At 72.5% G+C, this 24,675-nt stretch carries 21 protein-coding genes; 6 read left to right on the top strand and 15 right to left on the bottom strand.

The annotated features are described in order from the left end of the window. Positions 1–113 precede the first annotated feature (113 nt). The 3 genes from P2Q00_RS45270 to lanKC all read right to left on the bottom strand — a co-directional run bounded on the left by P2Q00_RS45270 (position 114) and on the right by lanKC (position 4,564). Positions 114–1,712, bottom strand: coding sequence for an ABC transporter ATP-binding protein (locus P2Q00_RS45270; RefSeq protein ID WP_275780653.1), 1,599 nt, complete (start codon positions 1,710–1,712; stop codon positions 114–116). A gap of 100 nt (positions 1,713–1,812) precedes the next feature. Beyond that, positions 1,813–1,932, bottom strand: coding sequence for a SapB/AmfS family lanthipeptide (locus P2Q00_RS45265; protein ID WP_275780652.1), 120 nt, complete (start codon positions 1,930–1,932; stop codon positions 1,813–1,815). Between the two features lie 76 nt (positions 1,933–2,008). Further along, complete coding sequence (lanKC, locus tag P2Q00_RS45260) at positions 2,009–4,564, bottom strand: class III lanthionine synthetase LanKC (protein WP_275780651.1); 2,556 nt, start codon at positions 4,562–4,564, stop codon at positions 2,009–2,011. Positions 4,565–4,760: 196 nt separating this feature from the next. Between lanKC and P2Q00_RS45255 the strand changes: the two genes are divergently transcribed. From P2Q00_RS45255 to P2Q00_RS45240, 4 genes are all read left to right on the top strand, one after another. Beyond that, positions 4,761–7,208 carry a SpoIIE family protein phosphatase gene (locus tag P2Q00_RS45255; RefSeq protein ID WP_275780670.1) on the top strand — a complete coding sequence of 816 codons (2,448 nt, stop codon included), beginning with the start codon at positions 4,761–4,763 and terminating at the stop codon, positions 7,206–7,208. Between the two features lie 209 nt (positions 7,209–7,417). After that, on the top strand, positions 7,418–8,485 hold the full coding sequence (locus P2Q00_RS45250) for a glucose-1-phosphate thymidylyltransferase (RefSeq protein ID WP_275780650.1): 1,068 nt from the start codon (positions 7,418–7,420) through the stop codon (positions 8,483–8,485). A 97-nt stretch (positions 8,486–8,582) separates the two neighbouring features. After that, complete coding sequence (gene rfbD, locus P2Q00_RS45245; RefSeq protein ID WP_275780648.1) at positions 8,583–9,374, top strand: dTDP-4-dehydrorhamnose reductase; 792 nt, start codon at positions 8,583–8,585, stop codon at positions 9,372–9,374. Continuing rightward, a complete protein-coding gene (locus tag P2Q00_RS45240) occupies positions 9,371–10,174 on the top strand; it encodes a class I SAM-dependent methyltransferase (RefSeq protein WP_275780647.1) in 804 nt (267 codons plus the stop codon). Before rfbD ends, P2Q00_RS45240 begins: the two co-directional genes overlap by 4 nt. Here P2Q00_RS45240 and rfbC read toward each other — a convergent pair. The 5 genes from rfbC to P2Q00_RS45215 all read right to left on the bottom strand — a co-directional run bounded on the left by rfbC (position 10,164) and on the right by P2Q00_RS45215 (position 15,313). After that, positions 10,164–10,772, bottom strand: a complete 609-nt coding sequence (gene rfbC, locus P2Q00_RS45235) for a dTDP-4-dehydrorhamnose 3,5-epimerase (RefSeq protein WP_275780646.1) — start codon at positions 10,770–10,772, stop codon at positions 10,164–10,166. The two genes, P2Q00_RS45240 and rfbC, sit on opposite strands and share 11 nt — an antisense overlap. A 4-nt stretch (positions 10,773–10,776) precedes the next feature. Further along, positions 10,777–12,735 (bottom strand): glycosyltransferase family 2 protein, encoded by a 1,959-nt coding sequence (locus P2Q00_RS45230; protein ID WP_275780645.1) that lies wholly within the window; start codon positions 12,733–12,735, stop codon positions 10,777–10,779. Between the two features lie 119 nt (positions 12,736–12,854). Further along, positions 12,855–13,439, bottom strand: coding sequence for a hydrolase (locus P2Q00_RS45225; protein WP_275780643.1), 585 nt, complete (start codon positions 13,437–13,439; stop codon positions 12,855–12,857). Between the two features lie 3 nt (positions 13,440–13,442). Next, a complete protein-coding gene (locus P2Q00_RS45220) occupies positions 13,443–14,855 on the bottom strand; it encodes an MFS transporter (protein WP_275780642.1) in 1,413 nt (470 codons plus the stop codon). Beyond that, positions 14,852–15,313, bottom strand: a complete 462-nt coding sequence (locus P2Q00_RS45215; protein ID WP_275780640.1) for a MarR family winged helix-turn-helix transcriptional regulator — start codon at positions 15,311–15,313, stop codon at positions 14,852–14,854. The genes P2Q00_RS45220 and P2Q00_RS45215 overlap by 4 nt, the downstream gene beginning before the upstream one ends. Before the next feature lie 135 nt (positions 15,314–15,448). On the opposite strand from P2Q00_RS45215, the gene P2Q00_RS45210 reads away from it, so the two are divergent. Further along, positions 15,449–15,958, top strand: a complete 510-nt coding sequence (locus tag P2Q00_RS45210; protein WP_275780638.1) for a metallophosphoesterase family protein — start codon at positions 15,449–15,451, stop codon at positions 15,956–15,958. 190 nt (positions 15,959–16,148) lie between these two features. Further along, complete coding sequence (locus P2Q00_RS45205) at positions 16,149–17,072, top strand: aminoglycoside phosphotransferase family protein (protein ID WP_425579646.1); 924 nt, start codon at positions 16,149–16,151, stop codon at positions 17,070–17,072. A 22-nt stretch (positions 17,073–17,094) separates the two neighbouring features. On the opposite strand, the gene P2Q00_RS45200 is transcribed toward P2Q00_RS45205, so the two are convergent. The 7 genes from P2Q00_RS45200 to P2Q00_RS45170 all read right to left on the bottom strand — a co-directional run bounded on the left by P2Q00_RS45200 (position 17,095) and on the right by P2Q00_RS45170 (position 24,610). Beyond that, positions 17,095–17,694, bottom strand: coding sequence for an SRPBCC family protein (locus P2Q00_RS45200; RefSeq protein WP_275780636.1), 600 nt, complete (start codon positions 17,692–17,694; stop codon positions 17,095–17,097). Between the two features lie 18 nt (positions 17,695–17,712). After that, a complete protein-coding gene (locus P2Q00_RS45195) occupies positions 17,713–18,813 on the bottom strand; it encodes an XdhC family protein (RefSeq protein ID WP_275780635.1) in 1,101 nt (366 codons plus the stop codon). Then, entirely contained in the window at positions 18,806–19,981 is a 1,176-nt protein-coding gene (locus P2Q00_RS45190) for a vWA domain-containing protein (protein ID WP_275780634.1), read from the bottom strand. The genes P2Q00_RS45195 and P2Q00_RS45190 overlap by 8 nt, the downstream gene beginning before the upstream one ends. A gap of 5 nt (positions 19,982–19,986) precedes the next feature. After that, positions 19,987–20,844: an AAA family ATPase gene (locus P2Q00_RS45185; RefSeq protein ID WP_275780633.1), complete on the bottom strand. Its 858-nt coding sequence runs from the start codon at positions 20,842–20,844 to the stop codon at positions 19,987–19,989. A gap of 75 nt (positions 20,845–20,919) precedes the next feature. Beyond that, positions 20,920–21,774, bottom strand: a complete 855-nt coding sequence (locus tag P2Q00_RS45180; protein WP_275780632.1) for an FAD binding domain-containing protein — start codon at positions 21,772–21,774, stop codon at positions 20,920–20,922. After that, complete coding sequence (locus P2Q00_RS45175) at positions 21,771–24,143, bottom strand: xanthine dehydrogenase family protein molybdopterin-binding subunit (RefSeq protein ID WP_275780631.1); 2,373 nt, start codon at positions 24,141–24,143, stop codon at positions 21,771–21,773. The genes P2Q00_RS45180 and P2Q00_RS45175 overlap by 4 nt, the downstream gene beginning before the upstream one ends. After that, the gene (locus tag P2Q00_RS45170; RefSeq protein WP_275780630.1) at positions 24,140–24,610 is read right to left on the bottom strand and encodes a (2Fe-2S)-binding protein; all 471 of its coding nucleotides are present in this window, start codon (positions 24,608–24,610) and stop codon (positions 24,140–24,142) included. The genes P2Q00_RS45175 and P2Q00_RS45170 overlap by 4 nt, the downstream gene beginning before the upstream one ends. Positions 24,611–24,675 lie beyond the last annotated feature (65 nt).

Genomic DNA, 24,675 nt, shown 5'->3' with positions numbered 1-24,675 from the left:
AAGCGCGCGACGCGAACCACGTCGCCGCACACTGGAAAGAGGCACTGAACCAGTTCTCACTCTTCTTCGAGGACCGGCTCAGCATCCAATGAAACCAGGCGACTTACACAAGATCACTGACACGCCCCCGTGGCTGCCCGATGGGCGATGAGGATCCGGGTGGTGTCCGGGCCGTGGGTCAGCAGGGACTGGGTGATCTGCGCTTCCGTCACCGTGTCGAGGCTGGAGAGGGCGTCGTCGAGGATGAGCAGGCGGCCGTCGTGGGCGAAGGCCCGGGCCAGGCCCAGGCGTTGGGACTCGCCGCCGGAGCGGGGTGCGTCGGCGCAGGCAGTGGCGTAGCCGTTCGGCAGACGGCGTACGAAGTCGTCGGCACGTGCCAGGCGGGTCGCCTCGCGGATGCGTGCGGGGGAGGGGGGCCGCAGGCCGAGCATCAGCGTGTCCTCGATCGTTGTGCCCAGAAGGGCGGGGCGTTCGAAGGCGTAGCCGACGGACCGGCGCAGGGCGGTGTGGGTCAGGTCGCGCAGGGGGACGCCGTCCAGCAGGATCTCTCCGGAGTCCGGGTCGGCAAGGCGGCCGGCGAGTGCGGCGAGCAGCGACTTGCCCGTGCCGGAACGGCCGACCACGGCGAGTGTCGTGCCGCCGGGGACGACGAGGTCGACGCCGTGGAGGACGGTGCGTTCGCCGCGCCGCACCGTCACGCCCCGAAGCTCCAAGTGGCCGGGACCGGGCGGCAGTTGGCGTCGGCCGTAGACCACGGCCGGCTCCGCCAGGACCTCGTCGAGGCGCCCGGCCGCCGCCCTGGCCCGGGCCAGCGCAGCGAACTGGCCGACCAGCACACCGACACCCGTCGCGAGGACCGCGTACCGGGAGGCGGCGAGCACCTCGCCGACCGACAGCCGGTGCCGGGTGAGAAGAAGGCCCGCCACGGCGACGACGCCCAGCTGCAGCAGCGGCGCCACGGCACTCGCCCGCGCCGCGGCCCGCCCCTGCACCCGCCACATGCGATGGCCCGCACGGGACAGTTCGGGCAGCGGCCGCAGGATCCGCGCCGCCTCCTTGTCCGCCGTACCCGCCGCGTCGATGGTGCGGTGGCCGGCCACCGCCTCCGCCAGCGCGCCCGCGATCCGCCCCTGAACCTCCTGGTAGTCCGCCACACAGCGTGTCGTGTCACGGGCGAAGGCACGCAGCAGGAGCGTCAGCAGTGGCCCCCCGGCCAGGAACACGGCTGCCAGCCAAGGGTCGATCAGACCGAGCGCCACCACGCCCCCGACGGGACCGGCCAGCGCGGCGAGCAGCGCGGCGCGGGCGGCCGGAGCCGTGCCCGCCTGGGCCGCGTTGCCGACGAGCCGGGCGACGAGATCGCCGGGCCCGAAGCGGGCGGCGGCACGCGGACCCACGGCCAGCACATGCTCCGTCAGCCGCCGCCGCAGCCACGCCGTCGCCGTCGCGTCGACGGTGCCGCCGAGCACGGTCTCGCAGGCGTCGAGCAGAGCCAGCAGCAGAATGATCCCCGCGCAGCACAGCACCCAGCGGGCCGCCGGGGCGTGCGCCAGGAGCAGGTCGAGGGTGCGGCCGAGCGCGGCCGGCAGGAGCAGTCCGGCACCGGTGGACGCCGTGCTCATCAGGCAGAGTGCGAGGCAGCGCGCGCCGCTGTGCCGGGTGGCGGAGTTCAGCGAGGTGGCGGGGTGTGCGGTGTCGGCACGAGTCGTCATACGGCTGCGGCCTCACATCCGGGGTCGGGGGAGCGCAGGACCCCGGGCGGCCCCTCCCTCGCGGGAGCGGACCGCCCGGAGCCGTGGGTGCACGGTGCCGTCAGAGACAGAGCAGAATGCTCGCCGCGCTGATGCAGGAGAGCAGGCTGACGGTGCTTGCGCCACCGCCGCCGTCGGTGTGTTCCTCGGACTCCATCGTCTGCAGGTCGAGCAGTGCCATCTCGTGTCCTTTCATCGATGTCCACCCGTGGGGACGGGGTTTGGTCACGACTCCGTCAGGTCGCGGAGCCGCGTCTTCAGGGCCGCCGCAGCGGCGGGAGGAACGGCAGGTGGGCGCTGCCTTCGGTGGCCGCCGCGAGCGCGAGCAGGCACCCTGCCGTTCCGGTGGCGAGGTCCATGGACAGCCGCATCATCTGGTGGCCGGGGAAGGCCAGTTGGCCCTCGTACGCCATGGCGTACCAGTCGAGTCCGGCGATCTGCTCGGCGAGCTGCCGGTCCGTCGCGCCCGGCTCTGTGGTGCGACCGAGGTGCAGGATCATCCCGGCGCGGCCCTGGAAGAGACCGGGCTGCGCGTAGAAGCGGCAGGTGGCGGCGGTGACGATGCCGGAGCGTGCCTTGTCGAACTCCGCGTCGGTGGCATGCGCCAGATAGTCGTCCAGGACCATGCCGAGGCCCGCACTGCCGTCGCCGAGGTAGGGCAGGGTCCGCCAGCCCTCATCGACCTCCAGGCCGCCACCGCTCTGCTGGACGACACAGCACTCCAGATCCCGGCGCAGCGCCGTACCGGCCGCTTCCAGCAGCCCCGCGTCGCCGGTCCACTCGTACTGCCGCAGCAGGAACAGCGCCGTCCCGCTCGCACCCCGCAGCAGTCCGGCCCGCCGCCGCGTCCGCGTCTCGGGCGGCGGCTCGGCCAGACGCCGTATCAGGATGTCCGCCGCCTCGGCGGCCCGCTCGCGCAGCTCCGACTCGCCCGTGGTGCCTGCCAGTCGACCGAGGACCAGGCCGAGGCCGGCCAGGCCGCCGTGCAGGGTGGAGGAGAGGTTCTGCCACTTCTCGGCGAGGATGCCCTCGACCAGGTCGAGGGCCCGCTGCCGGTGGCCGAGCCGGTCCAGGACGTGGGCGACGCCCGCGAGCCCGTCGTAGAGGCCGAGCGGGGTGCCGACCGGTGGCAGGTCCGTGCGGGCGAGAAGCCAGCGCTCGCCCTCCTCGTACCGTTCGGCGCCGGTCTCGGCCAGTGCGTAGAGCACCCCGGCCGCACCGTGGGCGAGCCCGAGTCCGCCGCCGTCGGAGAACTGGGCGATGTCGCCCGGGAAGAGCCGGTCGTCGCGGTCCGGGGTGGCCGAGGCGAGGATCGCCTTGACCATCGAGTCGCGGCTGTGCGGCCAGTCGCCGGGCCGCACCAGCGCCGGGGCGCCCACGCCGGCATCCCGCGCGATCTCCGCGACCGCCTCGTCCAGGAACTCCCGCGGTACGTCCGGGAACTGCTCCGCGATCACCTCGGCCAGATGCGCCGCCTTGCCCCGGTCGACCACGAACAGCGTGGTCACGGGAAGGAACAGCGCGAGTCTGAGGCACGCCAGCGCATAGCGGTCGACATCGGTGCCCGTTCGGTCGGGCGGGGCGAAGAAGCCGGGGTGCGCTACGACCTGACGGCCGCTGGTAGCCACCGGCGCCGCCGCCTCGAAGTCGAGCAGGGACACCGACTCCCCGTCCGGCGCGACCATGATGTTGAAGACATGCAGGTCGTTGAAGACGATCCCGCGCGCATGCACCGCCTCCACCGCACGCTCGACGGCGCCATGGATCCGTACCGCCCAGTCCGTGTAGGCCCGTACGGCATCCGGGTCGGGGTCCGGCGTCAGCAGCGGATGGCGCTCCGCGAAGAAGGAGTTGAGCGGGCGCCCCTCCAGGAAGTCCATGACCAGGAACCGGTGGTCGCCCAGCATGAACCAGTCCCGCACCTCCGGCACCACACCGGTCCCCGCCACCTGCTCCAGCGCCTGCTTCTCGCGCTCCAGCCGGGCGATCGCGTCCGCACCGTCGGAGGCCAGCCCCGCATGCGGCCGCCCCTCCTTGAGGACGACCTTGCGCCCGCTGCGGGTGTCGGTGCCCGCGTACACCCCGCCGCCGTTGGAGAAGTGCAGCGCCTTCTCGATGCGGTACGGGAGTTCGCCCACCGTCGTGGTGTTGCGAGCCGCCAGATGCGGTTCGAGGAACGCGGGCAGCGTCACCCACTCGGGCACCTGGAAGGACGGCGCCCGCCGGTCCGGCACCAGCGTTCCCGCGCCGTCCCGCACCGCGGGCACGAGCGAGCCCCGCTCGTCGACGACGAAGGTGCGCGCGAACGCGCCGTAGCGGACATAGAGCGGGCCGTCGTACCAGCGCAGATCGGTGAGGATGTACGGCCCCTCGAAACCCTCCAGCAGGCGGCCCAGTTCGCGCAGCACCCGGTGGAGCTGCTCCTCGCCGGCCGGGTAGACGGTGACGAACTTGCCGCTGGTGTCGCGGGCCGCGTACTTGGTGTTGCGCAGGTGCAGAAGATGCGGTCCCGGCACGAACTTGAACGGGATCCGGCGCGGCACGCAGTAGTCCCACACGATCGCCGCGATCCGCTCCGCGTTCGCCCGGGTGGCGGAGGCGTGGATCTTCCAGCCCTGCGCCACTTCCGGCACGGGCCCCGGCGGCGTCAGCGTCAGCCAGTCGCCGATCCGCGCCGCCGCCCACCCCTCGGGCACCTCACGACGGGCGGTCTCGAAGAGCGGCGCCGCCTGCTGTCCGGCAGCGGCGAGCCGGTCCGGCGTCTCGTAGAAGTGTCTGTCCGCGAGTGCGTACACCTCGTACCGCTTGTCCATGGATCCCCCTCCGTGGCCCGGCATCGACACTTCCAGCCACCGGAGGGCCCCGGACAGTCACGCCTGTCACGAGATCACCGTGCGATACGCACGCGTAAAGACATGTTCGGCGCGTTTCGAGTGGACGGGCCCGATGACCTCCACGGAATCCTCACAGGGGCTGCGCAGGCGTCCCATACGCGCTGTAATTGCGGACGTGGTCAATGAGGGCGCCGAGGGTCGCAGAACGAGAACTCTGCGCGCCGAAGGTGCCCTGAAAGCGCTCACGTCCGGTCCGGACTCACCCGAACGGGTGCGCCGGGTCCTGGAGCAGGCGCTCGTCTTCGCCGGGGCGGCGTTCGCCGCCGTGTACACGCCGGAGGAGGACGGCGATCTGCTGTGCCTGGTCGAGTCGGCGGGCGTACCGAGGACGCTGTACGGCCTGCGTGACAGCTACCCGCGCTCCGGCAGTTCCCCGGTGGCCGACAGCCACCGCTCCGGGAGCCCGGTCTGGCTCGGGCCCGAGGAACCGGCCGAGCCCGTCGAGGCACGGCGGACGCCGCCGCGGGACTTCTTCCTGGCGGTGCTCCCCGCACGCGGGGACGGCGGCGGGGGCTGTCTGCTGGCCGTCGGCGAGCGGCCCGACGGCTTCGACACGGAGGACCGCAAGTGCCTGGAGCTGATCGCCGACGCCGTCGGCTGCCCCGCCCCGGCCCGCTCCGCCGAGGGCGGCGAGCTGCCGGCCGACGCCTTCAGCCTCGCCATGGACAGCGGCCGCGTAGAGGTCGGCGACGACATCCTGGAGCTGTTCGCCGTCACCCGCGCCGGGTTCGACGGCAAGGTGGAGACCCTGCTGGGCCTGACCGTGCCGGAGGACCTGCCCTCGCTGATGTCGGTGGTCGAGGCCGACCACATGTCCATCGGCGACCGCGAGCTGGAGTTCCGGGTCCTGCAGCCGTCCGGCCCGCCCAAGTGGCTGCGGCTGCGGGGGCGCCTCCTGCCCGGCGGCGAGGGCCGGCCCGCCACCCTCGTGGGCACCGTCGCGGACGCCTCCAAGCTGCGCTCCGAGGTCACCGATGTGGCCCGCGTCCAGCGCCTCGCGGCCATGCTCGCCACGGCCGGCACTGTCCGCGACGTCAGCCAGGCCGTGGTCTCCGCCCTGCTGGGGCCGCTGCAGGCGGACCGGATCGCGCTCGCCGAACTGGAGGGCGACCGGCTCGTCGTCACGGTCCTCGAACCGCCCGAACCGGAGTCCTGGCCCGAGCTGTGGCGCCTGGAGTGGCGCTCCGAGTGGCCCGACGCCCCGGTGCGCGCCATGCCGACCCTCGCCGCCGCCCTGCGCGAGGGCCGCGCGCACATCTGGCCCGCCGGCACGCCTCTGGAACCCGCCCTCGCCGACGTCGGCCCCGGCGGGCTCGCCGTGCTGCCGCTGCCCGCCGCGGGCCGCATGGCCGGCGCGTGTCTGATCGGCTGGGACACCCCGCACGACTTCGGCCCCGACGAACGCGCCCTGCTCACCGCCTCCGCGGGCCTCGCGGGCCAGGCCCTGATGCGCGCCCACGCCTTCGACGCCGAACACGAACTCGTCGGCATGCTCCAGCGCCAGCTGCTGCCGCGCCGCCTGCCCAAGCTGCCCGGCGCGGTCGCCGTCGCCCGCTATCTGCCCACCACGGCCGGCCTGGAGGTCGGCGGCGACTGGTACGACGTGATCCCGCTGCCCGACAACCACGTCGCCCTCGTCATCGGCGATGTCCAGGGCCACAACGCGGGCGCCGCCACGCTCATGGGGCAGATGCGCACCGCCCTGCGCGCCTACGCGGTCGAGGGCCACCCGCCGGACGTGGTCGTCTCCCACGCCAACCGGCTCCTGATGGACATGGAGACCGACCTCTTCGCCACCTGCTGCTATGTCGACGTCGACATGGAGGAGGGCTCCGCCTGGTACGTCCGCGCCGGACACCTGCCGCCGGTGCTGCGCCACCCGGACGGCAGCACCGAGGCACCGGACACCGAGGGCGGACCGCCGCTCGGCGTCCTCGCGCAGGCCGACTTCCCGATGAGTGTGCTGCGCCTGCAGCCCGGCACGGTGGTCGCGCTCACCACGGACGGCCTCGTCGAGTCCGCCGAGGCCGACATCGACGCCGGCATGGAGCGGCTCGCCCACGAACTGTCCGTCTCCGACCCTGCCCACCTCGGCCTGGTCGCCGACGCCCTCCTCGGCAACGCCCGGCGCAGCGACGACATCGCCCTGCTCCTGCTGCGCTACGACGGCATGGCGCTGCGTCCGCTGCGCGAGAGCTGGACGGTCTGGCGCGTCCCCGAGGCCGTCGGACACAGCCGCCGCTTCACCCGGCGCACCCTGCGCGCCTGGAGCGTGAGCCGGGACGACGCGGACACCGTCCTCCTGGTCGTCTCCGAACTCGTCACCAACGCCCTGGTGCACACCGACGGCCAGGTGCGCCTGGGTCTCACCCTCCTCGACAACCGGCTGCGTGTCTCGGTCGCCGACTCCTCGCCCCGCACCCCCGTGAAGCCGACCAGCATCGGCTGGGAGGCGACCGGCGGCCGCGGCATCCTCCTGGTGGAGGCCGTGTCGGAGACCTGGGGGACGGTGCCGGTCAGCGGCGGCAAACAGGTGTGGGCGGAGCTCGTGCTCAGTCCGTGACGTTGGCCGTGAGCAGACGGAGGAGTTCTGCAGGGCACGGGCGTCGTGCGCACCTGCATTCCGGCGGTTCCCGACGAGGGCACCACCCGAACGGACCAGCCGGGCCCGGAGGGGAACATCGTGCGAGGCGAGGACTGACCGGCCCGTCGGCCGGGACGAGCTCATCGGTCGCGATCCCGTTCAATGGGATCGCGACTAAGGTGAAGCAGATGAAGGCTCTCGTGCTGTCCGGTGGCGCCGGTACACGACTGAGGCCGATCACGCACACGTCGGCCAAACAGCTCGTGCCCGTGGCCAACAAGGCTGTGCTCTTCTACGGGCTGGAATCCATTGCCGAGGCCGGCATCACCGAGGTCGGCGTCATCGTCGGAGACACCGCTGCAGAAATCCAGGAAGCGGTCGGTGACGGATCCAAGTTCGGTCTGGAGATCACCTACATTCCCCAGGAGCGGCCCCTCGGGCTGGCCCACGCGGTGCTGATCGCACGGGACTGGCTCGGCGACGACGACTTCGTGATGTACCTGGGCGACAATTTCATCGTCGGCGGCATCAGCGCCCTCGTCGAAGAGTTCCGCACCCACCGCCCCGACGCCCAGATCCTGCTCACCAAGGTCGCGGACCCCCGCGCCTTCGGCGTCGCCGAACTCGACGCCTTGGGCCAGGTCGTGGGCCTGGAGGAGAAACCGGAGAACCCCAAGAGCGACTTCGCCCTGGTGGGCGTCTACCTGTTCACGCCCCTCATCCACGAGGCGGTGCGCGCCATCCGGCCGTCCTGGCGCGGCGAACTGGAGATCACCCACGCCATCCAGCACCTGATCGACAGCCGCGCCGACGTGCGCTGCACCGTCATCAAGGGCTACTGGAAGGACACCGGGAACGTCGTCGACATGCTGGAGGTCAACCGGACGGTCCTGGAAGGCCAGGACCGCCGGATCGACGGCGAGGTGGACGAGGGCTCCGAGATCATCGGGCGTGTGGTCGTGGAGGAGGGCGCGCGCGTCGTGAACTCGCGCATCGTCGGACCCGTCGTGATCGGCGCCGGCACCGTCGTCCAGGACTCCTACGTCGGCCCCTTCACCTCCGTCGCGGAGAACTGCCGGATCACCGACAGCGAACTGGAGTTCTCCATCGTGCTGCGCGACTCCTCGATCCTCGGGGTGGGCCGGATCGAGAGCTCCCTGATCGGCCGGCATGTCGAGGTGACGCCGGCCCCCAGTGTCCCCAGCGCCCACCGCCTGGTCCTCGGAGACCACAGCAAGGTGCAGATCCATACATGAACCCTCTCGACACCGGCGGACAGGCACAGCTGCGCCGGCGACCTCGACAACCTCGATCTCGGCCGCCCCCGGCTGGAGTTCGCCCAGGGCGACATCCGTGACGCCGAGCCGGTCGGCCCTCGACATCACCCAACAGCAGGCGGTCGAAGGGGCGTTGGCGGACCATCGTCCTGATCTCGTCGTCAACTGCGCCGCGTACACGGCCGTCGACGACGCCGAGACCGACGAGGAGCGGGCCCGGCGGATCAACGGCGACGGGCCCCGCCACCTTGCCCGCGCCTGCGCGACACACGGCGCCCGGCTGGTCCACGTCTCCACCGACTACGTCTTCGCGGGCGACGCTTGTACCCCGTATCCCGAGGATCATGCCACCGCCCCGCGCACCGCCTACGGCCGCACCAAGCTCGCCGGCGAGCGTGCCGCGGCCCAGGAGCTGCCCACATCGAGCGCAATCGTGCGAACCGCTTGGCTCTACGGCGTCCACGGGCGTAGTTTCGTCCGCACGATGATCGACCTGGAGTCCCGCCGCGCCACCCTCGACGTCGTCGACGACCAGCGCGGGCAGCCCACGTGGAGCGCAGCCGTCGCCGCACGTCTCGCCGACCTCGGCCCGCACCTGGGCCGGGGCGCGAATGGTGTCTTCCATGCCACCGGCTCCGGCGAGGCCTCCTGGTACGAGCCGGCCCGGGAGGTCTTCACCGGCCTCGGCGCGGAGCCCGACCGGGTGCGTCCCGTGGGCAGCGAGGCCTTCCCGAGGTCCGCGCCCCGCCCCGCGTACAGCGCCCTCGCCCACGGTCGTCGGCAGGAGCTGGGTCTGCCGCCGCTGCGCGACCGGCGATCCGCCCTGCACGAGGCACTTCCCCTGATCCGCAAGGAGTCCCCTTCGTGAAACGTCACGAGTTCCTGCGGGGCCTGCACAAGGCCACCGCCAACCGCAACTACCTGGAGATCGGAGTCAACGACGGCCGCAGCCTGACGCTGTCGCGGGTACCCAGCGTCGCGATCGACCCCGCCTTCAAGGTGGTCACGGAGATCAAGTGCGACGTCCACCTGGTGAAGGCCACCAGCGACGACTTCTTCGCCCGTGACAACCCGCTCCAGCACCTCAAGGGCGGCCGTCACCCCGTGCGCAACCTGCGCCGGGGCCGCAGCCCCTTCGGCTACTGGCGGCGCACCACGCTCGACCTGGCGTTCATCGACGGCATGCACCTGTTCGAATACGCGCTGCGGGACTTCATCAACATCGAGAAGCACTCCGACTGGTCGAGCGTGATCGTCTTCGACGACATGCTGCCGCGCAGCATCGACGAGGCGGCCCGCGACCGGCACACCAACGCCTGGACCGGCGACGTCTACAAGGTCATCGAGATCCTGAACCGCTACCGGCCCGACCTCGTGACCGTCCTCGTCGACACCCAGCCCACCGGCCAGCTCGTCATCTTCGGCGCCGACCCCAAGAACACCGTGCTGAAGGACAAGTACGACGAGATCATGGCCGAGTTCGACGTGCCCGACCCGCAGAAGGTGCCCGAGGCGGTCCTGGAGCGGGTGAAGGCGGTCACGCCGGAGACCCTGCTGGAGGCCGACTTCTGGCGCCCGCTGGTCCGCGCCCGGGGCCGCGGCCTCAGCCGTGCCCGCGGCTGGGAACCGCTGCGCTCGGCCCTGGAGGGCCTGGCGGTCAGCCGCTGAGCGGTCGGCCGCGCAACTCCTCGTAACGGGCGGTGCAGGCCTCGTACGACGGCAGCAGCCCGGTCCGCCGGGCCTCTGCCAGCGACGGCGCCTGCGCGTCCTTCGGTGACAGCACCGGGGGGATGCCCTCGGGCCAGGCGATGCCCAGATCCGGGTCCAGGGGGTGCACACCGTGCTCACGCCCGGGTGCGTACCCCGTCGAGCACAGGTAGACCACGGTGGCGTCGTCGGTGAGCGCCATGAAGGCGTGCCCGAGGCCCTCCGCGAGGAACAGGGCGTGCCGGGTGTCCTCGTCGAGGCGCACCGCCTCCCACTGCGCGAAGGTGGGCGAGCCCACGCGCAGGTCGACCACCACGTCGAGGATCGCGCCGCGTACACAGGTGATGTACTTGGCCTGCCCGGGCGGCACGTCCGCGAAGTGCACCCCCCGCAGCACGCCCCAGCGGGACACCGAGCAGTTGGCCTGCGCGAGCGACAGGTCGTACCCCGAGGCCTCGCGGAACTCCTCGCCGCGGTACCACTCGTGGAAGCTGCCCCGCTCGTCGGGGAAGATCTTCGGTTCCAGCGCCCACGCGCCCGCTATGCCCAGTGATCGCACGCTTTCACGCCCTTCGAGCCTTGGCTGCCCGGGCTGCCGTACGCCGTCTGAGAACCGCGGCGAGCGCACGCCGCGCTCGGCGGGCCAGCCGTCGCAGGGCCGAGGGCCTGGGGGTCCGTACCACCTTGACGGCGTTCGGGTCCGCGCGCAGGGCGAGCGGCAGCGGGAGGAAGCGCGGCTCGACGGCGTCGGGGGCCGCGCACAGGGCGGTCCGCCAGGTCGCGCCGCTGAGGTCGGCGACGGTCAGGGCGGCCTCCAACAGGGTCCCGTCCCCGGCCGGGGACAGCGTGCCGGGCACGTCCACCGTCCTGTCGGACGAGGTCAGCCGCAGCAGTACGGCAGTCTCGGCCGGGACGTGCAGCGGCAGGGGCGCGCGCAACCGGCTCCCGGAGACGCTCACGGTCTCGGGGTCGAGCCGGCTGAGCCCCAGGCGCTGATTTGCCCGGTCGACGTCCAGGGAGAGATTGCCGTGCTGGTCGGTCCAGTACGGCAGGACCACCCGCCCGCCCACCACACCGGCGGACGTGGCGGCGCGGGCCTTGCGCGGGCCCGGGCCGACGCGGGACTCCTTGCTCCAGCCGCCCAGCCTGACGCGGGCGTACGTGTCCCACAGCCCGGCGCGCAGTGGTGCGCCGTCCACCGCGCCGGCGGGGTCGACGGCGGCCGTCGCCCGCAGCATCAGCCGGACCTGCCCGCTGTCCTCGACCGGCACGATCTCCCGGGTGACCTCGACCGGCTGGAAGTACTGGGCGGCGCTGGAGCGTTCGCGCACCAGCAGGTCCAGGGTGGCCTGTCCGAACCGGGCGACGGTGTCGGCGCCCACCCAGGCGACCGCCTCGGCGAGGTCCGCGGGCGGGCCGTCCAACGGGGTGCGGACCCCGCCGCCGGGGAACGTCAGCGGCGTACCGCTCGCCGTGAACTCGGCGACGACGTCGAACTGCACCCGGCCGTCCCGCCACTCGACCGTGCCCGGCTTGGCCGACAGGGCGAGCCCTGCCTCCCACTCGGCGAAGGCCACCACGTCGTCGTACCGGTCGGCGGTGATCAGCGCGGCCACGACCTGCTGCGTCGGCTGCAGTCCGGCGGCGACACCGGGGCCGAAGCGCTCGGCGGTGATCTGGTGGATCTCCTCGAACAGCTTGCGCCGGTAGTCGTCCGGCTTGGCGAGGAAGCGCTTGCCGCGCAGCCGCTCCACCATCTCCACGCGCAGCCAGCGGCGGTGGAGACTGTCGCGCACCTCGCCCGGCTCGGTGTACTGCTCGACGACGTCCAGCGCCTCCCGCAGATTCTTGAAGTACCCGACCGGGTCGAAGCGTTGGAAGCCCGCGTTGGAGGAGTCGTCGCGCCGGACGTGGTAGTAGCAGACGTAGTCGCCGATCACCGAGACGTTGGCCGCGCGCAGATAGGCCTCCGTCACGAAGACGTGGTCCTCCAGCCGCCGCCTGCCCTCGGGGAAGCGGAGGCCGATCTCGTCCAGGAAGGCCCGGCGGAACATCTTGTGCGGGGTGAGGCTGTCGATGAGCGGGGCGTTCTGGACGCTTGCCCGCGGCCGGTTGCGGCGGAACAGCTCCACCGGCACCGCGCGGCCCTGGCCGGCCATCTTGCCGACGACGACGTCGGCGCCGTTGGCCACGCCGTAGCCGTACATCCGCTCCAGGGCCTCGTCGCCGAGGTAGTCGTCGTTGTCGAGGAACATCACGTACTCGCCCTGGGAAGCGGCGATGCCGACGTTGCGGGGCTTGCCCGACCAGCCGGAATTCTCCTGGTGGATCACCCGGACCCGGGACTCCTTTGCGGCGAGCGCGTCGAGCCGGGCCGGGGTCTGGTCGGTGGAGCCGTCGTCTACGAAGATCACTTCGTACTCGTCGGGTGGAAGGGACTGCTTCAGCAACGAGGTGATGCAGTCCTCGATGTAGGGCCCCGGGTTGTAGACGGGGACGATGACACTGACCTTGACCGGCATCGGGCTCCGAGCCCCCTCGGGTCGCTCGCCGAAAGTGTGGGTACGGGTGGCCAGATGCTATCTCCGCCGGAGGCTTCGCCCCACTCCGGACCCCCATGAGATCGTCCCCGTCGGCCGGATCAGTCGTGCGTCTTGGCCAGCAGCTCCAGGATCTCGGCCGTGGTGCCGGTCTCGCCCAGCCGCGGGAAGATCCGCTCGACGCTGCCCCGGTGGGCCTCGGGGTCGATGTCGCTCATGGCGTCGGTGGCGAGTGTGACGTGATAGCCGTGCTCGTGCGCGGCGCGGGCGGTCGACTCCACGCCGATGCTGGTGGCGATGCCCGTCAGCACGATCTGAGTGACACCGCGCCGGCGCAGCTGGACGTCGAGATCGGTGCCGTGGAAGGCACCCCAGTTGCGCTTGGTGACGGCGATGTCCCCGGGGTGACCGGTCAGTTCACCGACAACGACATCCCAGCCCTCCGGGCGGGTGCCGCCGGGGCGGGGGGCCTCGGTGCGGCCGGGGACGGCGTCCGCACCGTCGTCGGCGAAGGAGACCCGGACCAGGACCACGGGCAGATCGTGGGCCCGGAAGGCCTCGGCGAGTTCGGCCGTACGGGTGACGACCTCGGCGCCGGTGTGCGGCTGGACCGGCGCGGGGACGATGCCGGCCTGGAGGTCGATCGCGACGAGGGCGGTGCGCGGGTCGAGGGCGGTGACGGTCATGGCTCAGGCCTTTCCGGAGGAGGGTACGAGTGTGCTCAGTGAGCGGTCGGGCAGAACGGTCGCCAGGAGCAGTGCGGACCCGGCGAGCATGAACAGGGCGAGGTCGTGCAGACCCGGTGTGTCGGCGCGGTGGGTGAAGAAGGCCGCGTCGGCGGCGGATGCGGCCAGGGCACCGAGATAACCGAAGGTGCGCAGCAGTCCGGCGGCCGAGGCGGTGCGGGCGGGCTCGGCCTGCCGGTACAGCGAGGTCTGGGTGGCGAGCCCGATGAGCCCCTGCGGTACGCCCATCACCGCTGCCAGGGCCGCCAACGCCCAGACCGGGGTCCCGGAGCCGACCAGGAGCAGCGCGGCGCAGGCGGCCATCTGGACGAGGCTGCCGACGACGAGCTTGCCGCGGACGGCCTCGCGGCGTCCGGTGAGGGCGGAGACGGTGAGCGCGGCGGCCGACAGCGGCAGCAGCACCAGCCCCGCGGCCGCCGCGTGCAGTGCGCGGCCCTCCTCCAGCCACTGGGTGAAGCCGTACATGAAGGCGTACGCCGTTGTGTAGCCGAGCAGTTGGCGCAGGTACGTCACGATCAGCGGGGCGTTGCCGCCGAGCACGCGCAGGTCGACGAACGGCTTCGGCACCCGCAGCTCCCGGACCGCGAAGCCGGCCGCTGCCGTGGCGGAGAACACCGGCAGCCACCAGCGGTCGGGCCGGGGGTCCATCAGGAACAGCATCAGCGAGACCAGCATGACCGCGAACAGGGCCATGCCGGGCAGGTCGACCCCGTGCTCACGGCTCTCCGCGGCCCGTGCCGCCCTCGGCAGCCGCAGCGCGCCGAGGACCAGACAGGCCGCGGACAGCGGCACGTTGACGGTGAAGACGGCCCGCCAGCCGCCGACACCGATCAGCAGCCCGCCGAGGGCGGGGCCGACCACGGCCACCGTCTGGTTGGCCACCGCGAGCGCGGTCAGCACCCCGGCCGGGCTGTCCCGGCCCGTGCGCTCGGCCTCGCTCCGCGTCAGCTGCATGGCCGCCGGATACGCCGCCGACGTCCCGAGACCGAGCAGCACGCGCGCGCCGATCAGCGCGCCGAGCGAGGGAGCGAGTGCGCCGAGGAGCCCGGCGATGCCCACCAGGCCCGTACCGATCAGATAGAGGCGACGTGGCCCGTACATGTCGACGAGTCGCCCGACGACCGGCTGCCCCACCGCGGTGGCCAGGTACAGGGCCGAGACCAGCCACACCGTCTCGGCCGGCGGTGCGCCGAAGGCGACCCCGATCGGCACCAACGCCACCGCGATCATCGAGGAGTTGACCGGGTTGAGTACCGAGCCGAACAGCATCGGCGCGATCAGCCGCCGGTCGAATTCGGTGGGGGAGGGGCGGGTGGTCCGAGGGGCGCGTCCGATGCCGGAAAGCCTCGATATCACGGCTGCGTGAGCCGTTCCAGCAGGGCCAGCCCGTCGAGGACCGTTCGCCGTTCGGCCTCGGTGTAGCGGTCCTGCAGCGCCCGGGCCAGCCACTCCTCACGCGCCTGCCGGTCGCCCGCCACCCGCAGACGGCCCGCGTCGGTGAGGGTGACCAGCTGGCGGCGGCCGTCGTCCGGGTCGGGACTGCGCCGGATCAGACCCTGCCGGTCCAGGGCCGCAAGGGTGGTCGCCATCGACTGCGGCCGTACGCCCTCGGCCGTGGCCAGCGCGCTGGCCGTGGCGGCCCCGTGCTTGGCCACCAGGGTGAGCGCGGAGACCTGGGGCGGCGTGAGCTCGTCGTCCTCGGCGACCTCCCGGATGCGCCGCCGCAGCCGACTGAACATGACCCGCAGATCGCGCGCCGCGCGGGCGGCGGAGTCGGTGATGCCCTCGGAAGGGTCGGTGGCTTCTGCATCCATGCCCCCACCCTAAAACCGTAAGGTGAAACTGTCCAGTCCAGACTGAACAGTTTCACCTGTAGATCCTTCAGGGCTCATGGACCCGCGCCATGACTGTCAACCGCGCGGCGCCCATGCCCTCTCTAAGCTGCCCCCGTGCGCCTCCTCCTGACGACCGACACCCACCTCCCCAAGCGCGCCAAGGAGCTGCCCGCCCGGCTCCTGGCCGAACTCCCGCACGCCGACGTCGTGTTCCACGCCGGGGACTGGGTCGACACGGACACCCTCGACCTGCTCGAGGCCCGCTGCCGCAGGCTCGTCGGGGTGTACGGCAACAACGACGGGCCCGCGCTGCGGGCCCGGCTGCCCGAAGTGGCGTATGCCGAGCTCGGCGGGGTGCGCTTCGGGGTCGTGCACGAGACGGGCCCGGCGCAGGGCCGGGAGGCGCGCTGTGCCGCCCGGTTCCCCGACCTCGACGTACTGGTCTTCGGACACAGCCACATCCCGTGGGACACGACCGCCCCCGGCGGCCTGCGCCTGCTCAACCCCGGTTCCCCGACCGACCGCCGCCGCCAGCCCCACTGCACCTATATGACGGCCACCGTGGCCGACGGACTGCTCACGGACGTACAGCTGCACCGGCTGACAGGTCCGGGACCGGCGTGACAACACAGGATCCGGGCCGCTCCATGCTGCTGCGAGCGGCCCGGGCGCTGCGAGTGTGCGCTGTCACGGACCTCCTTCCCGCAGAGGTGCTGTGCCGCGGGGGCGTGCATACCCCGTAGGGCGGGGCTACCCCTCACCACCCGTCCCACACCCCCAAATTCGTTGGACGTCCGGGCATCGCCCCGCTGAGATGGACGGTGTGCTGATCGACCCAACTCTCGTACGCCGCCTGCTCGTTGCCCAGTTCCCGCAATGGGCCCACCTGCCCGTCACCCCGGTGCCGCAGTCCGGCATGGACAACGCCACCTTCCGGCTCGGCGACGAGATGTCCGTACGCCTGCCGCGCTACGCCCACTGGGTCGGCCAGGTGGAGCGCGAGCACCGCTGGCTGCCCCGCCTCGCCCCGTACCTCCCGCTGGCCGTGTCCGAACCCCTCGCGATGGGCGAGCCCGGCGAGGGCTACCCCTACCCGTGGTCCGTCTACCGGTGGCTGGACGGCGAGACGGCGACCACCGAGGGGCTGGCCGATCCGGTCGGGGCCGCCCTCGACCTCGCCGAGTTCATCACCGCCCTGCAGGCCGCCGACCCGGCCGGCGGCCCCGGCCCCGAGCAGAGCAACGCCTTCCGCGGTGTGCCGTTGGGCGATGCGCGTGACTCCCTGGCCGCCGAGGCCCGCGTCCGGCCCAAACTGGAGGCACTGAAGAAGGCGGGACTCGTCGATGTCGACGCGGTGACCGAGGTGTGGGAGGCGGCCCTCGCCGCCCCCGCCTGGGACAGGCCGCCGGTGTGGATCCACGGCGACCTCGACGCGGGCAACCTCCTGGCCCGGAACGGCCGGCTGAGCGCCGTCATCGACTTCGGCACGCTGGCCGTGGCCGACCCCGCCGTGGACCTGGTGCCCGCCTGGAAGTTCCTGCCCGCACGGGCACGCGACGTCTTCCGCGAGGCGGTCGGCGCCGACGACGCGAGCTGGGCCCGGGGCCGCGGCTGGGCCCTCGCGGGATCGCTCCCGGTACCCGACGATCCCTTCTTCCTTGAGCATCCGGCGCGGGTCACGGCAGCGCTGAAGCACCTGGAGGCGATCCTCGACGACCACCGCAGAAACGGAGCCTGAAGGAGACCGGCCCCGCGGCGGTTCAGCCCCGCCGCCACCGCCGCACCCGCGCGAACACCACCGCCACCACGACTGCCGCCGCGAGCGCCACCGCCGCCCGTTTGGCCACCGGCACCCCGGCCGTACGGAACAGGTCGAGGGGCTCGGTCTCCTCCGGCGGCTCAGCCACCGCCCCGGCAGGCTCCACGAGCCGCTCCGACAGACACTGGGCGAACTGGCCCACGAGCCGGTCGCCCACCTCCGCCATCACCCCGCGCCCGAACTGCGCCGGACGCCCGGTCACCGTCAGATCGGTCCGCACCGACACCGCCGTACCGCCGTCGCGCCCGGTCAGGCTGCCCGTCACCGTGGCGCGTGCGGTGCCCTGGCCGCGGGTCTCCCGGCCGCTGGCGATCAGCACCATGCGGTGCGCGCTGTCGTCCTGCTCCTCGAAGACGGCGGTGCCCTTGTACGTCACGGTGATCGGACCCACCTTGACCTTCACCGAGCCGGTGACGGTCTTGCCGTCGTACTCCTCGACCGTCGCCCCGGGCATGCAGGGTGCGATCCGCTCGATGTCCAGAAGGGTCTGCCAGGCGTCGTCGACGGGCACGGGCACGGTGAACTCGTGGTGCAGCTCCATGACTTCCTCCAACGGGCGTTACGGCGACGGATGGATGGCCCCTCCGGTGGCCGTCAGCGGGGCGCCGCTGCCGCCCCACCGCAGGGCGACGATCTCGGCGGCGACGGACACGGCGACCTCCTCGGGCGTACGGGCGCCGAGGTCGAGCCCGACCGGCGAGCGCAGCCGGGCGAGCTCGGCCTCCGTGAGCCCCGCTTCGACCAGGCGTTTCATCCGTTCGTCGTGCGTACGGCGGCTGCCCATGGCACCGATGTAGGCCGCCGGCCGGCGCAGCGCCTCCTCCAGCAGCGGCACGTCGAACTTGGGGTCGTGGGTGAGGACGCAGACCACCGTGCGCTCGTCGGTCTCGGTGCTCCTGAGGTAGCGGTGCGGCCAGTCGACGACCACCTCGACGGCGTCCGGGAAGCGTTTGGGCGTGGCGAACACCGGGCGCGCGTCGCACACGGTGACCCGGTAGCCGAGGAAGCTTCCGATACGGGCGACCGCGGCCGCGTAGTCGATCGCGCCGAAGACCAGCATCCGCGGCGGCGGGGCGAAGGAGTGCAGGAAGACGGTGACCGTGTCCTCGCGGCGCTCGCCGTGCGGGCCGTAGTGGCGCAACCCCGTGGCACCGAGGGCGAGTTCGCCGCGTGCGTCGGCGGTGACGGCGACGTCCAGACCGGTGGAGCCCAGCGTGCCGGACACCTCGTCCGGCCAAACGGCCAGGGTGGCCCCGACCGTCGCCGGCCCGTCCGTCACCGTCGCCACGGTCACCGGGCGGCCCGCGGCGACGGACTCCGCGACTGCGGCGAAGCCCGGGTCGGTCTCCGCCGTGACCGGCCGGACGAGCAGGGTGATCTCGCCGCCGCAGGTGAGCCCGACCGCGAACGCGTCCTCGTCGCTGTACCCGAACGTCTCCAGGCGTGCCTCGCCGCTCTCGACGACCTCCTTGGCGAGCTCGAACACCGCACCCTCGACGCAACCGCCGGACACACTCCCCACGGCCTCGTCGCCGGGGCCCACCGCCATGGCCGCACCGGGATCGCGCGGTGCGCTGCGGCTCACGGCGACCACGGTGGCCAGGCCGAACGGGACCCGGGCCGCGTACCACTCGCTCAGCGTCGGCAGAATCTCACGCACGATCCGCTCCTTCCACGAAGGCCACCTCGGCGCCCCGCACCACCGCCGCCAGACGCTCCAGCGCCGCCAGGCTGTGCCCCTCGACGAACGCGTCCACGCTCGGCAGCGCCGCCGCCATCCCGGCGGCCAGGGGTGCGTAACCGGGGCGTGCCTTGCGGGGATTGGCCCAGATCACCCGGTGCGCCAGCCGGTGCAGTCGGCGCATCTGGGCGCCGAGCAGCTCCGGATCGCCACGCTCCCACCCGTCGGACAGCACCACCACGACTGCCCCGCGCGCCATGCCCCGCTGCCCCCAGCGGTCCAGGAACGCGCGCAGCAGCTCCCCGAGCCGGGTGCCACCGCGCCAGTCCGGCACGGCCGCCGCGAGCGCGGCCATCGCCAAGTCCGGGTCACGGTGCGACAGTTCGCGGGTCACCCGGGTCAGCCGGGTGCCGATCGTGAACACCTCCGTATGGCTCCCGCGGGCCGCCGCGTGCGCGAACCGCAGCAACGCATCGGCATACGGCGCCATCGAACCGCTCACATCCACGAGCAGCACCACCCGCCGCGGGCGGTCGGCCCGGGCGTGCCGCCGCAGCCGCGCCGGCTCCCCGCCGCGCCGTAGCAACTCCCGTACCGTCCGGTGCGGATCGACCTCCCCGCGCCGGGCCGGCCGCCGTCGCGCGCTGCGCCGCACCTCGCCGCGCAGCGCCAACGCGGCCAGCAGCCGGCGCAGTTGCTCGCGCCCGGCGGAGTCCAGCTCGGCGATGTCGCGGTGGCGCAGGACCTCGGCGGAGCTCGCGAGGGCCGCCGCCGGCCGGGCCCGGTGCTGCTCGTCGCGAGCGACCGTACGGGGCATCGGACCGGCCCGTGCGACCAACCGCAGCCGCGGCGGGGGAGGGACGGTCACGGTCCGCCCGGCGGGCGCAGCGCCGCCGAAATAGGCGGTGAACACCCGCTCGTAGCGCTCCAGGTCGTCCCGCCCCCCGCACAGTGTCAGCCGCCCCGCCCAGTACACGTCCGCCCGCATCCCGGCCCGCAGCTCGTGCACCGCCCGCAGAAACGCGTGCACCCGCTCGGCACTCGCGTCCACGCCGGCCGCCCGCAGGGCACGGGCGAAGCCGAGGAGGGCGGCGTCGGCACGGGGCGGTCCGGGCGGACCACCGTTCTCGGACACCGGGACGCCCACGCCGCTCACGTCCCCCGGGCCGCGAGGACCGCCGCCAGATCGAGCCCGCGCGCCCGCTCCGCGTCCTCCCGGTACTTCAGCACCGAACCCAAGGTCGCCACCGCCAGCTCCGCGTCCACCTCGTTCGCGCCCAGTGTGTCCAGGGCTTGGGCCCAGTCGATCGTCTCGGCTACGCCTGGCGGCTTCAGCAGGTCCTGGGAGCGCAGCGCCTGCACCAGCGCGGTCACCTGTTCCGCCAGCCGGGCCGAGACGGCAGGCAACCGCCGCCGCACGATGGCCAGTTCACGGGCGAAGCCCGGATGGTCGAACCAGTGGTACAGGCACCGCCGCTTCAGCGCGTCGTGCACCTCACGGGTGCGGTTGGAGGTCAGGACGACCACGGGCGGCACCTCGGCCCGCAGCGTGCCCAGCTCCGGGATGGTGACCGAGAACTCCGACAGCAGCTCCAGCAGAAACGCCTCGAACTCGTCGTCCGCGCGGTCGATCTCGTCCACCAGCAGCACCGACGGCTGTGTCTCCAGGGCCTTGAGCAGCGGCCGGGCGACCAGGAAGCGACGGTCGTACAGCTCACCCTCCAGCCGGTCGGCGTCCTTGACCCCGGCCGCCTCGGCGGCGCGCAGATGCAGCAGCTGACGCGGGAAGTCCCAGTCGTACAGCGCCTGCGAGGCATCGATGCCCTCATGGCACTGCAAGCGGATCAGCGGAGCGTCCAGCGCCTCGGCGAGAGCGGACGCGAGCGCCGTCTTGCCGACGCCCGCGTCACCCTCGCAGAAGATCGGCCGGTGCAGCCGCAGGGCCAGGAAACAGGCGGTGGCCAGCCCGTCGTCGACGAGGTACCCCGTCTCCTCCAGGCGGGCCCGCACCTGCTCCGGGCCGGAGATGTCCGCGATCGGGTCGCGCCTGTCCGCGATCGGGTCCTGCCTGTGCGTGATCTGTCCTCACCCCATTCCGGCGGCGGCCAGAACCGCCCGCCTGGTGAGCACCCGCGCCAGGTACTCCCGGTACTCGGGCGAGGCGGAGGTGTCCTGCGACGGCCGGGTCCCCTCGGCAGCGGACTCGGCGGCCCGTGCCACGGCCTGAGCGTCACCGGCACCGGACAGGGCCTGCTCGGTCGCCGAGGCGCGCAGCGGCGTCGAGCCCATGTTGGTCAGGCCGACCCGCGCCTCGGCGATGTGCCCGTCGTCGCGCCGCACCAGCGCGGCCACGCCGACCGTCGCCCAGGCCTGTGCCACCCGGTGGAACTTCTCGTAGTGGAAGCCCCAGCCGTCCGCCTTCGGCACCCGCACCTCCACCAGGAGCTCGTCGGGTTCGAGCGCCGACTGCAGATAGTCCACGAAGAAGTCACGGGCGGGCAGCGTGCGCCGCCCCCGCGGCCCCTGCGCCACGAGCTCGCCGTTCAGCGCCAGCACCACCGCGGGCAGGTCCCCGGCCGGATCGGCGTGCGCGAGGGAGCCGCCCAGGGTGCCCCGGTGCCGTACGGCGGGATCCGCGACGGTCGCCGTGGCGGACGCCAGCAGGCCCGCGTGCCGGCGGACCAGCGGATCGTGGATGACGTCGTGGTGGGTGGTCATCGCGCCGATGACGAGCGTGTCGCCGTCCTCGCGCACCCCGCGCAGCTCGGGGATGCGGCCGACGTCCACGACCAGCTCGGGAAAGGCCAGCCGCAGCCTCAGCAGCGGCAGCAGGCTCTGCCCGCCGGCCAGCACCTTCGCGTCCTCGCCCGCGTCGGCGAGGGCGCGCACCGCCTCGTCGACGCTTGCGGGCCGGGCGTAGTCGAATGCAGGAGGAATCATGACCGGGCCTCCTTCGCGGACCGAACCGCTCGCCAGACCCGCTCGGGTGTGCAGGGCATGCGGATGTCCTGTACGCCCAGGGGCCGCAGCGCGTCCACGATCGCGTTGACGACGGCGGGCGTGGACGCGATCGTGCCCGCCTCACCGACCCCCTTGACGCCCAGGGGATTCGAGGTGGCCGGTGTCTCCGTCCGCTCGGTGACGAAGTCGGGCAGGTCCGCCGCCGACGGCACGAGGTAGTCGGCCATGGTGCCGGAGACCAGGTTGCCGTCGTCGTCGTACACGGCCTCCTCGTACAGGGCCTGCGCGATGCCCTGCGCGATACCGCCGTGCACCTGCCCCTCGACGATCATCGGGTTGACGACCTTGCCGACGTCGTCGACGCAGACGTAGGAGCGGATGTGCGTCTGCCCGGTCTCGGTGTCGACCTCGACCGCGCACAGATGGGTGCCGTGCGGGTAGGAGAAGTTGTCCGGGTCGACCAGGTGCTCGGCGTTGATGGTGGGCTCCATGCCGTCGGGCAGGTCGTGTGAGGAGAACGTCTCGAAGGCGACCTCCTGGATCGTCCTGCGGGCATCCGGGGAGCCCTTGACGGAGAACACGCCGTTCGTGAACTCCAGGTCGTTCTCGCTCGCTTCGAGCAGATGCGCGGCCACCTTCCGCGCCTTCTCGACCACCTTCACCGCCGCGTGATGCACGGCCGTCCCGCCCACGACGAGCGACCGCGACCCGTACGTGTCCATGCCCTGCGGGGCAGCCTTGGTGTCGCCGTGCACCACCTCGACGTCCTCGAACGGCACGCCCAGCACATCGGCGGCGATCTGGCTCCAACAGGTCACATGGCCCTGCCCGTGCGGGCTGGTGCCGGTGACCACCTCGACCTTGCCGGTCGGCAGCATCCGGATCGTCGCCGCCTCCCAGCCGCCGGCCCCGTAGCGCAGGTCCCGCAGCACCCGGCTGGGCGCGAGCCCGCACATCTCGGTGTACGTCGACACGCCGATGCCCAGGCGTACGGTATCTCCCCTGTGATTGCGGTCCGCCTGCTCGGCGCGCAGCTTGTCGTAGTCGAACAGCCCGAGGGCCTTCTCGGTCGCGGCCTCGTAGTTGCCGCTGTCGTACGTCAGACCCGCGATGCTCGTGTACGGGAACTCCTCGTGCCGGATCCAGTTGCGGCGCCTCAACTCCACCGGATCCAGGCCGAGTTCGACGGCCAGCTCGTCCATGATCCGTTCGATGGCGAACGTCGCCTCCGGGCGCCCGGCACCGCGGTAGGCGTCGGTGGGCGTCCGGGTCGTGAAGACACCGGTGCAGGTGAAGTCGTAGGCGTCCATCTTGTAGATCGCCGGATACATGAAGGCGCCCAGGATCGGAACGCCCGGGGTGACGAGCATCAGGTACGCGCCCATGTCCGCCAGCAGGTCCACCTTGAGGCCGAGGACCTTGCCCTCGCGGGTGGCGGCGATCTCGATGTCCTGGATCATGCCGCGACCGTGGTGGGTGGCCAGGTAGCCCTCGGAGCGGGACTCGGTCCACTTCACGGGGCGGCCGATGCGCCGCGCCACCGCGAGCGCGACGGCGTCCTCGCCGCACACATTGAGCTTGGAGCCGAAGCCGCCGCCCACGTCGGGGGCGATCACCCGCAGTTTGTGCTCGGGAATGCCCGTGACCAGCGACATCATGACCCGTAGGACGTGCGGGATCTGCGTGGCGGAGTAGAGGGTGTACTCGCCGGACGCGGGGAGCGGGGTGACCACGACCGCGCGCGGCTCCATCGCGTTGGGGATGAGCCGCTGCTGGTGGTAGCGGCGCTTCAGTGTCACCTCGGCGCGCTGCCGTACGGAGTCGAAGTCCTCGCCGGTCTTCAGCGGCCAGACGTAGCAGCGATTGGTGCCCTTGTCGGAGTGGACCAGCGGGGAGTCCTCGGCGAGCGCGGCCTCCAGGTCCAGGACCGGGGGCAGGGGCTCGTAGTCGACCTCGATCGCCTCCAGGGCGTCGGCGGCCGCGTACCGGTCGCGGGCCACCACCACGGCCACCGGGTCGCCCGCGTACCGCACCTCGTCGACGGCGATCGGCGGGTGGTCGGGCAGCACGATGTCCTCGGTCACCGGCCAGGCGCAGGGGAGCGAGCCCAGTCCGTCGGCCAGGTCGCTGCCGCTGAACGCGGCGACGACACCGGGGCGTGCCAGAGCCGGTGAGACGTCGATGCGCCCGATGCGGGCGTGGGCCATCGGGCTGCGCAGGATCGACATGTGGAGCAGCCCGTTGACGCTGATGTTGTCCGTCCAGTTGGTCTGCCCGGTGATCAGGCGGGCGTCCTCCTTGCGAAGCCGGGCCCGGCCGACCTCGCCTTCCACGATCTGGTCGGTCATGCCGGGACCTCCTGTTCGGAGGCGGCCTGTACGGCCCGCACGATGTTCTGGTAGCCGGTGCAGCGGCAGAGATTGCCCTCGAGGGCGTGGCGGATCTCGTCCGTGGTGGGGTGCGGGTGCTCGCGCAGCAGATCACGTGCGGCCATCAGCATCCCCGGCGTGCAGTACCCGCACTGCAGGGCGTGCTTCTCGTGGAAGGCACGCTGGAGCGCGGTCAGCTCCCCGTCCCGGGCCAGCCCCTCGACCGTCGTCACCTCACCTCCGTCCGCCTGGACGGCGAGCACGGAGCAGCTCTTGACGCTGACGCCGTCCAGCTCGACCGTGCAGGCCCCGCAGTTTGAGGTGTCGCAGCCGATGGGGGTGCCGGACAGGCCGAGGCGGTCGCGCAGATAGTGGACCAGGAGGAGACGGGGTTCCACGTCGTCCTCGTACGTCGTGCCGTCCACCTTCACCGAGATATGGGTCATGTGCCCTCCCAGGATCACGGACGTGATGTACGTCACTCTATGACCGGTTCCGGGAGGGGGCGAGG

It is taken from the genome of Streptomyces coacervatus (assembly GCF_029223485.1).
Taxonomy (GTDB): domain Bacteria; phylum Actinomycetota; class Actinomycetes; order Streptomycetales; family Streptomycetaceae; genus Streptomyces; species Streptomyces coacervatus.
The sequence above is the reverse complement of the archived record's forward strand: the minus strand, read 5'-3'. Positions and strand labels throughout refer to the sequence as shown.

Coding starts and splice junctions, on each gene's coding strand:
- P2Q00_RS45200 (WP_275780636.1), bottom strand. CDS start 17,694: ATGGAGCTGCACCACGAGTTCACCGTGCCCGTGCCCGTCGACGACGCC.
- lanKC (WP_275780651.1), bottom strand. CDS start 4,564: ATGGACAAGCGGTACGAGGTGTACGCACTCGCGGACAGACACTTCTAC.
- P2Q00_RS45270 (WP_275780653.1), bottom strand. CDS start 1,712: ATGACGACTCGTGCCGACACCGCACACCCCGCCACCTCGCTGAACTCC.
- P2Q00_RS45180 (WP_275780632.1), bottom strand. CDS start 21,774: ATGATTCCTCCTGCATTCGACTACGCCCGGCCCGCAAGCGTCGACGAG.
- P2Q00_RS45215 (WP_275780640.1), bottom strand. CDS start 15,313: ATGGATGCAGAAGCCACCGACCCTTCCGAGGGCATCACCGACTCCGCC.
- P2Q00_RS45250 (WP_275780650.1), top strand. CDS start 7,418: ATGAAGGCTCTCGTGCTGTCCGGTGGCGCCGGTACACGACTGAGGCCG.
- P2Q00_RS45230 (WP_275780645.1), bottom strand. CDS start 12,735: ATGCCGGTCAAGGTCAGTGTCATCGTCCCCGTCTACAACCCGGGGCCC.
- P2Q00_RS45175 (WP_275780631.1), bottom strand. CDS start 24,143: ATGACCGACCAGATCGTGGAAGGCGAGGTCGGCCGGGCCCGGCTTCGC.
- P2Q00_RS45205 (WP_425579646.1), top strand. CDS start 16,149: ATGGACGGTGTGCTGATCGACCCAACTCTCGTACGCCGCCTGCTCGTT.
- P2Q00_RS45225 (WP_275780643.1), bottom strand. CDS start 13,439: ATGACCGTCACCGCCCTCGACCCGCGCACCGCCCTCGTCGCGATCGAC.
- P2Q00_RS45265 (WP_275780652.1), bottom strand. CDS start 1,932: ATGGCACTGCTCGACCTGCAGACGATGGAGTCCGAGGAACACACCGAC.
- P2Q00_RS45170 (WP_275780630.1), bottom strand. CDS start 24,610: ATGACCCATATCTCGGTGAAGGTGGACGGCACGACGTACGAGGACGAC.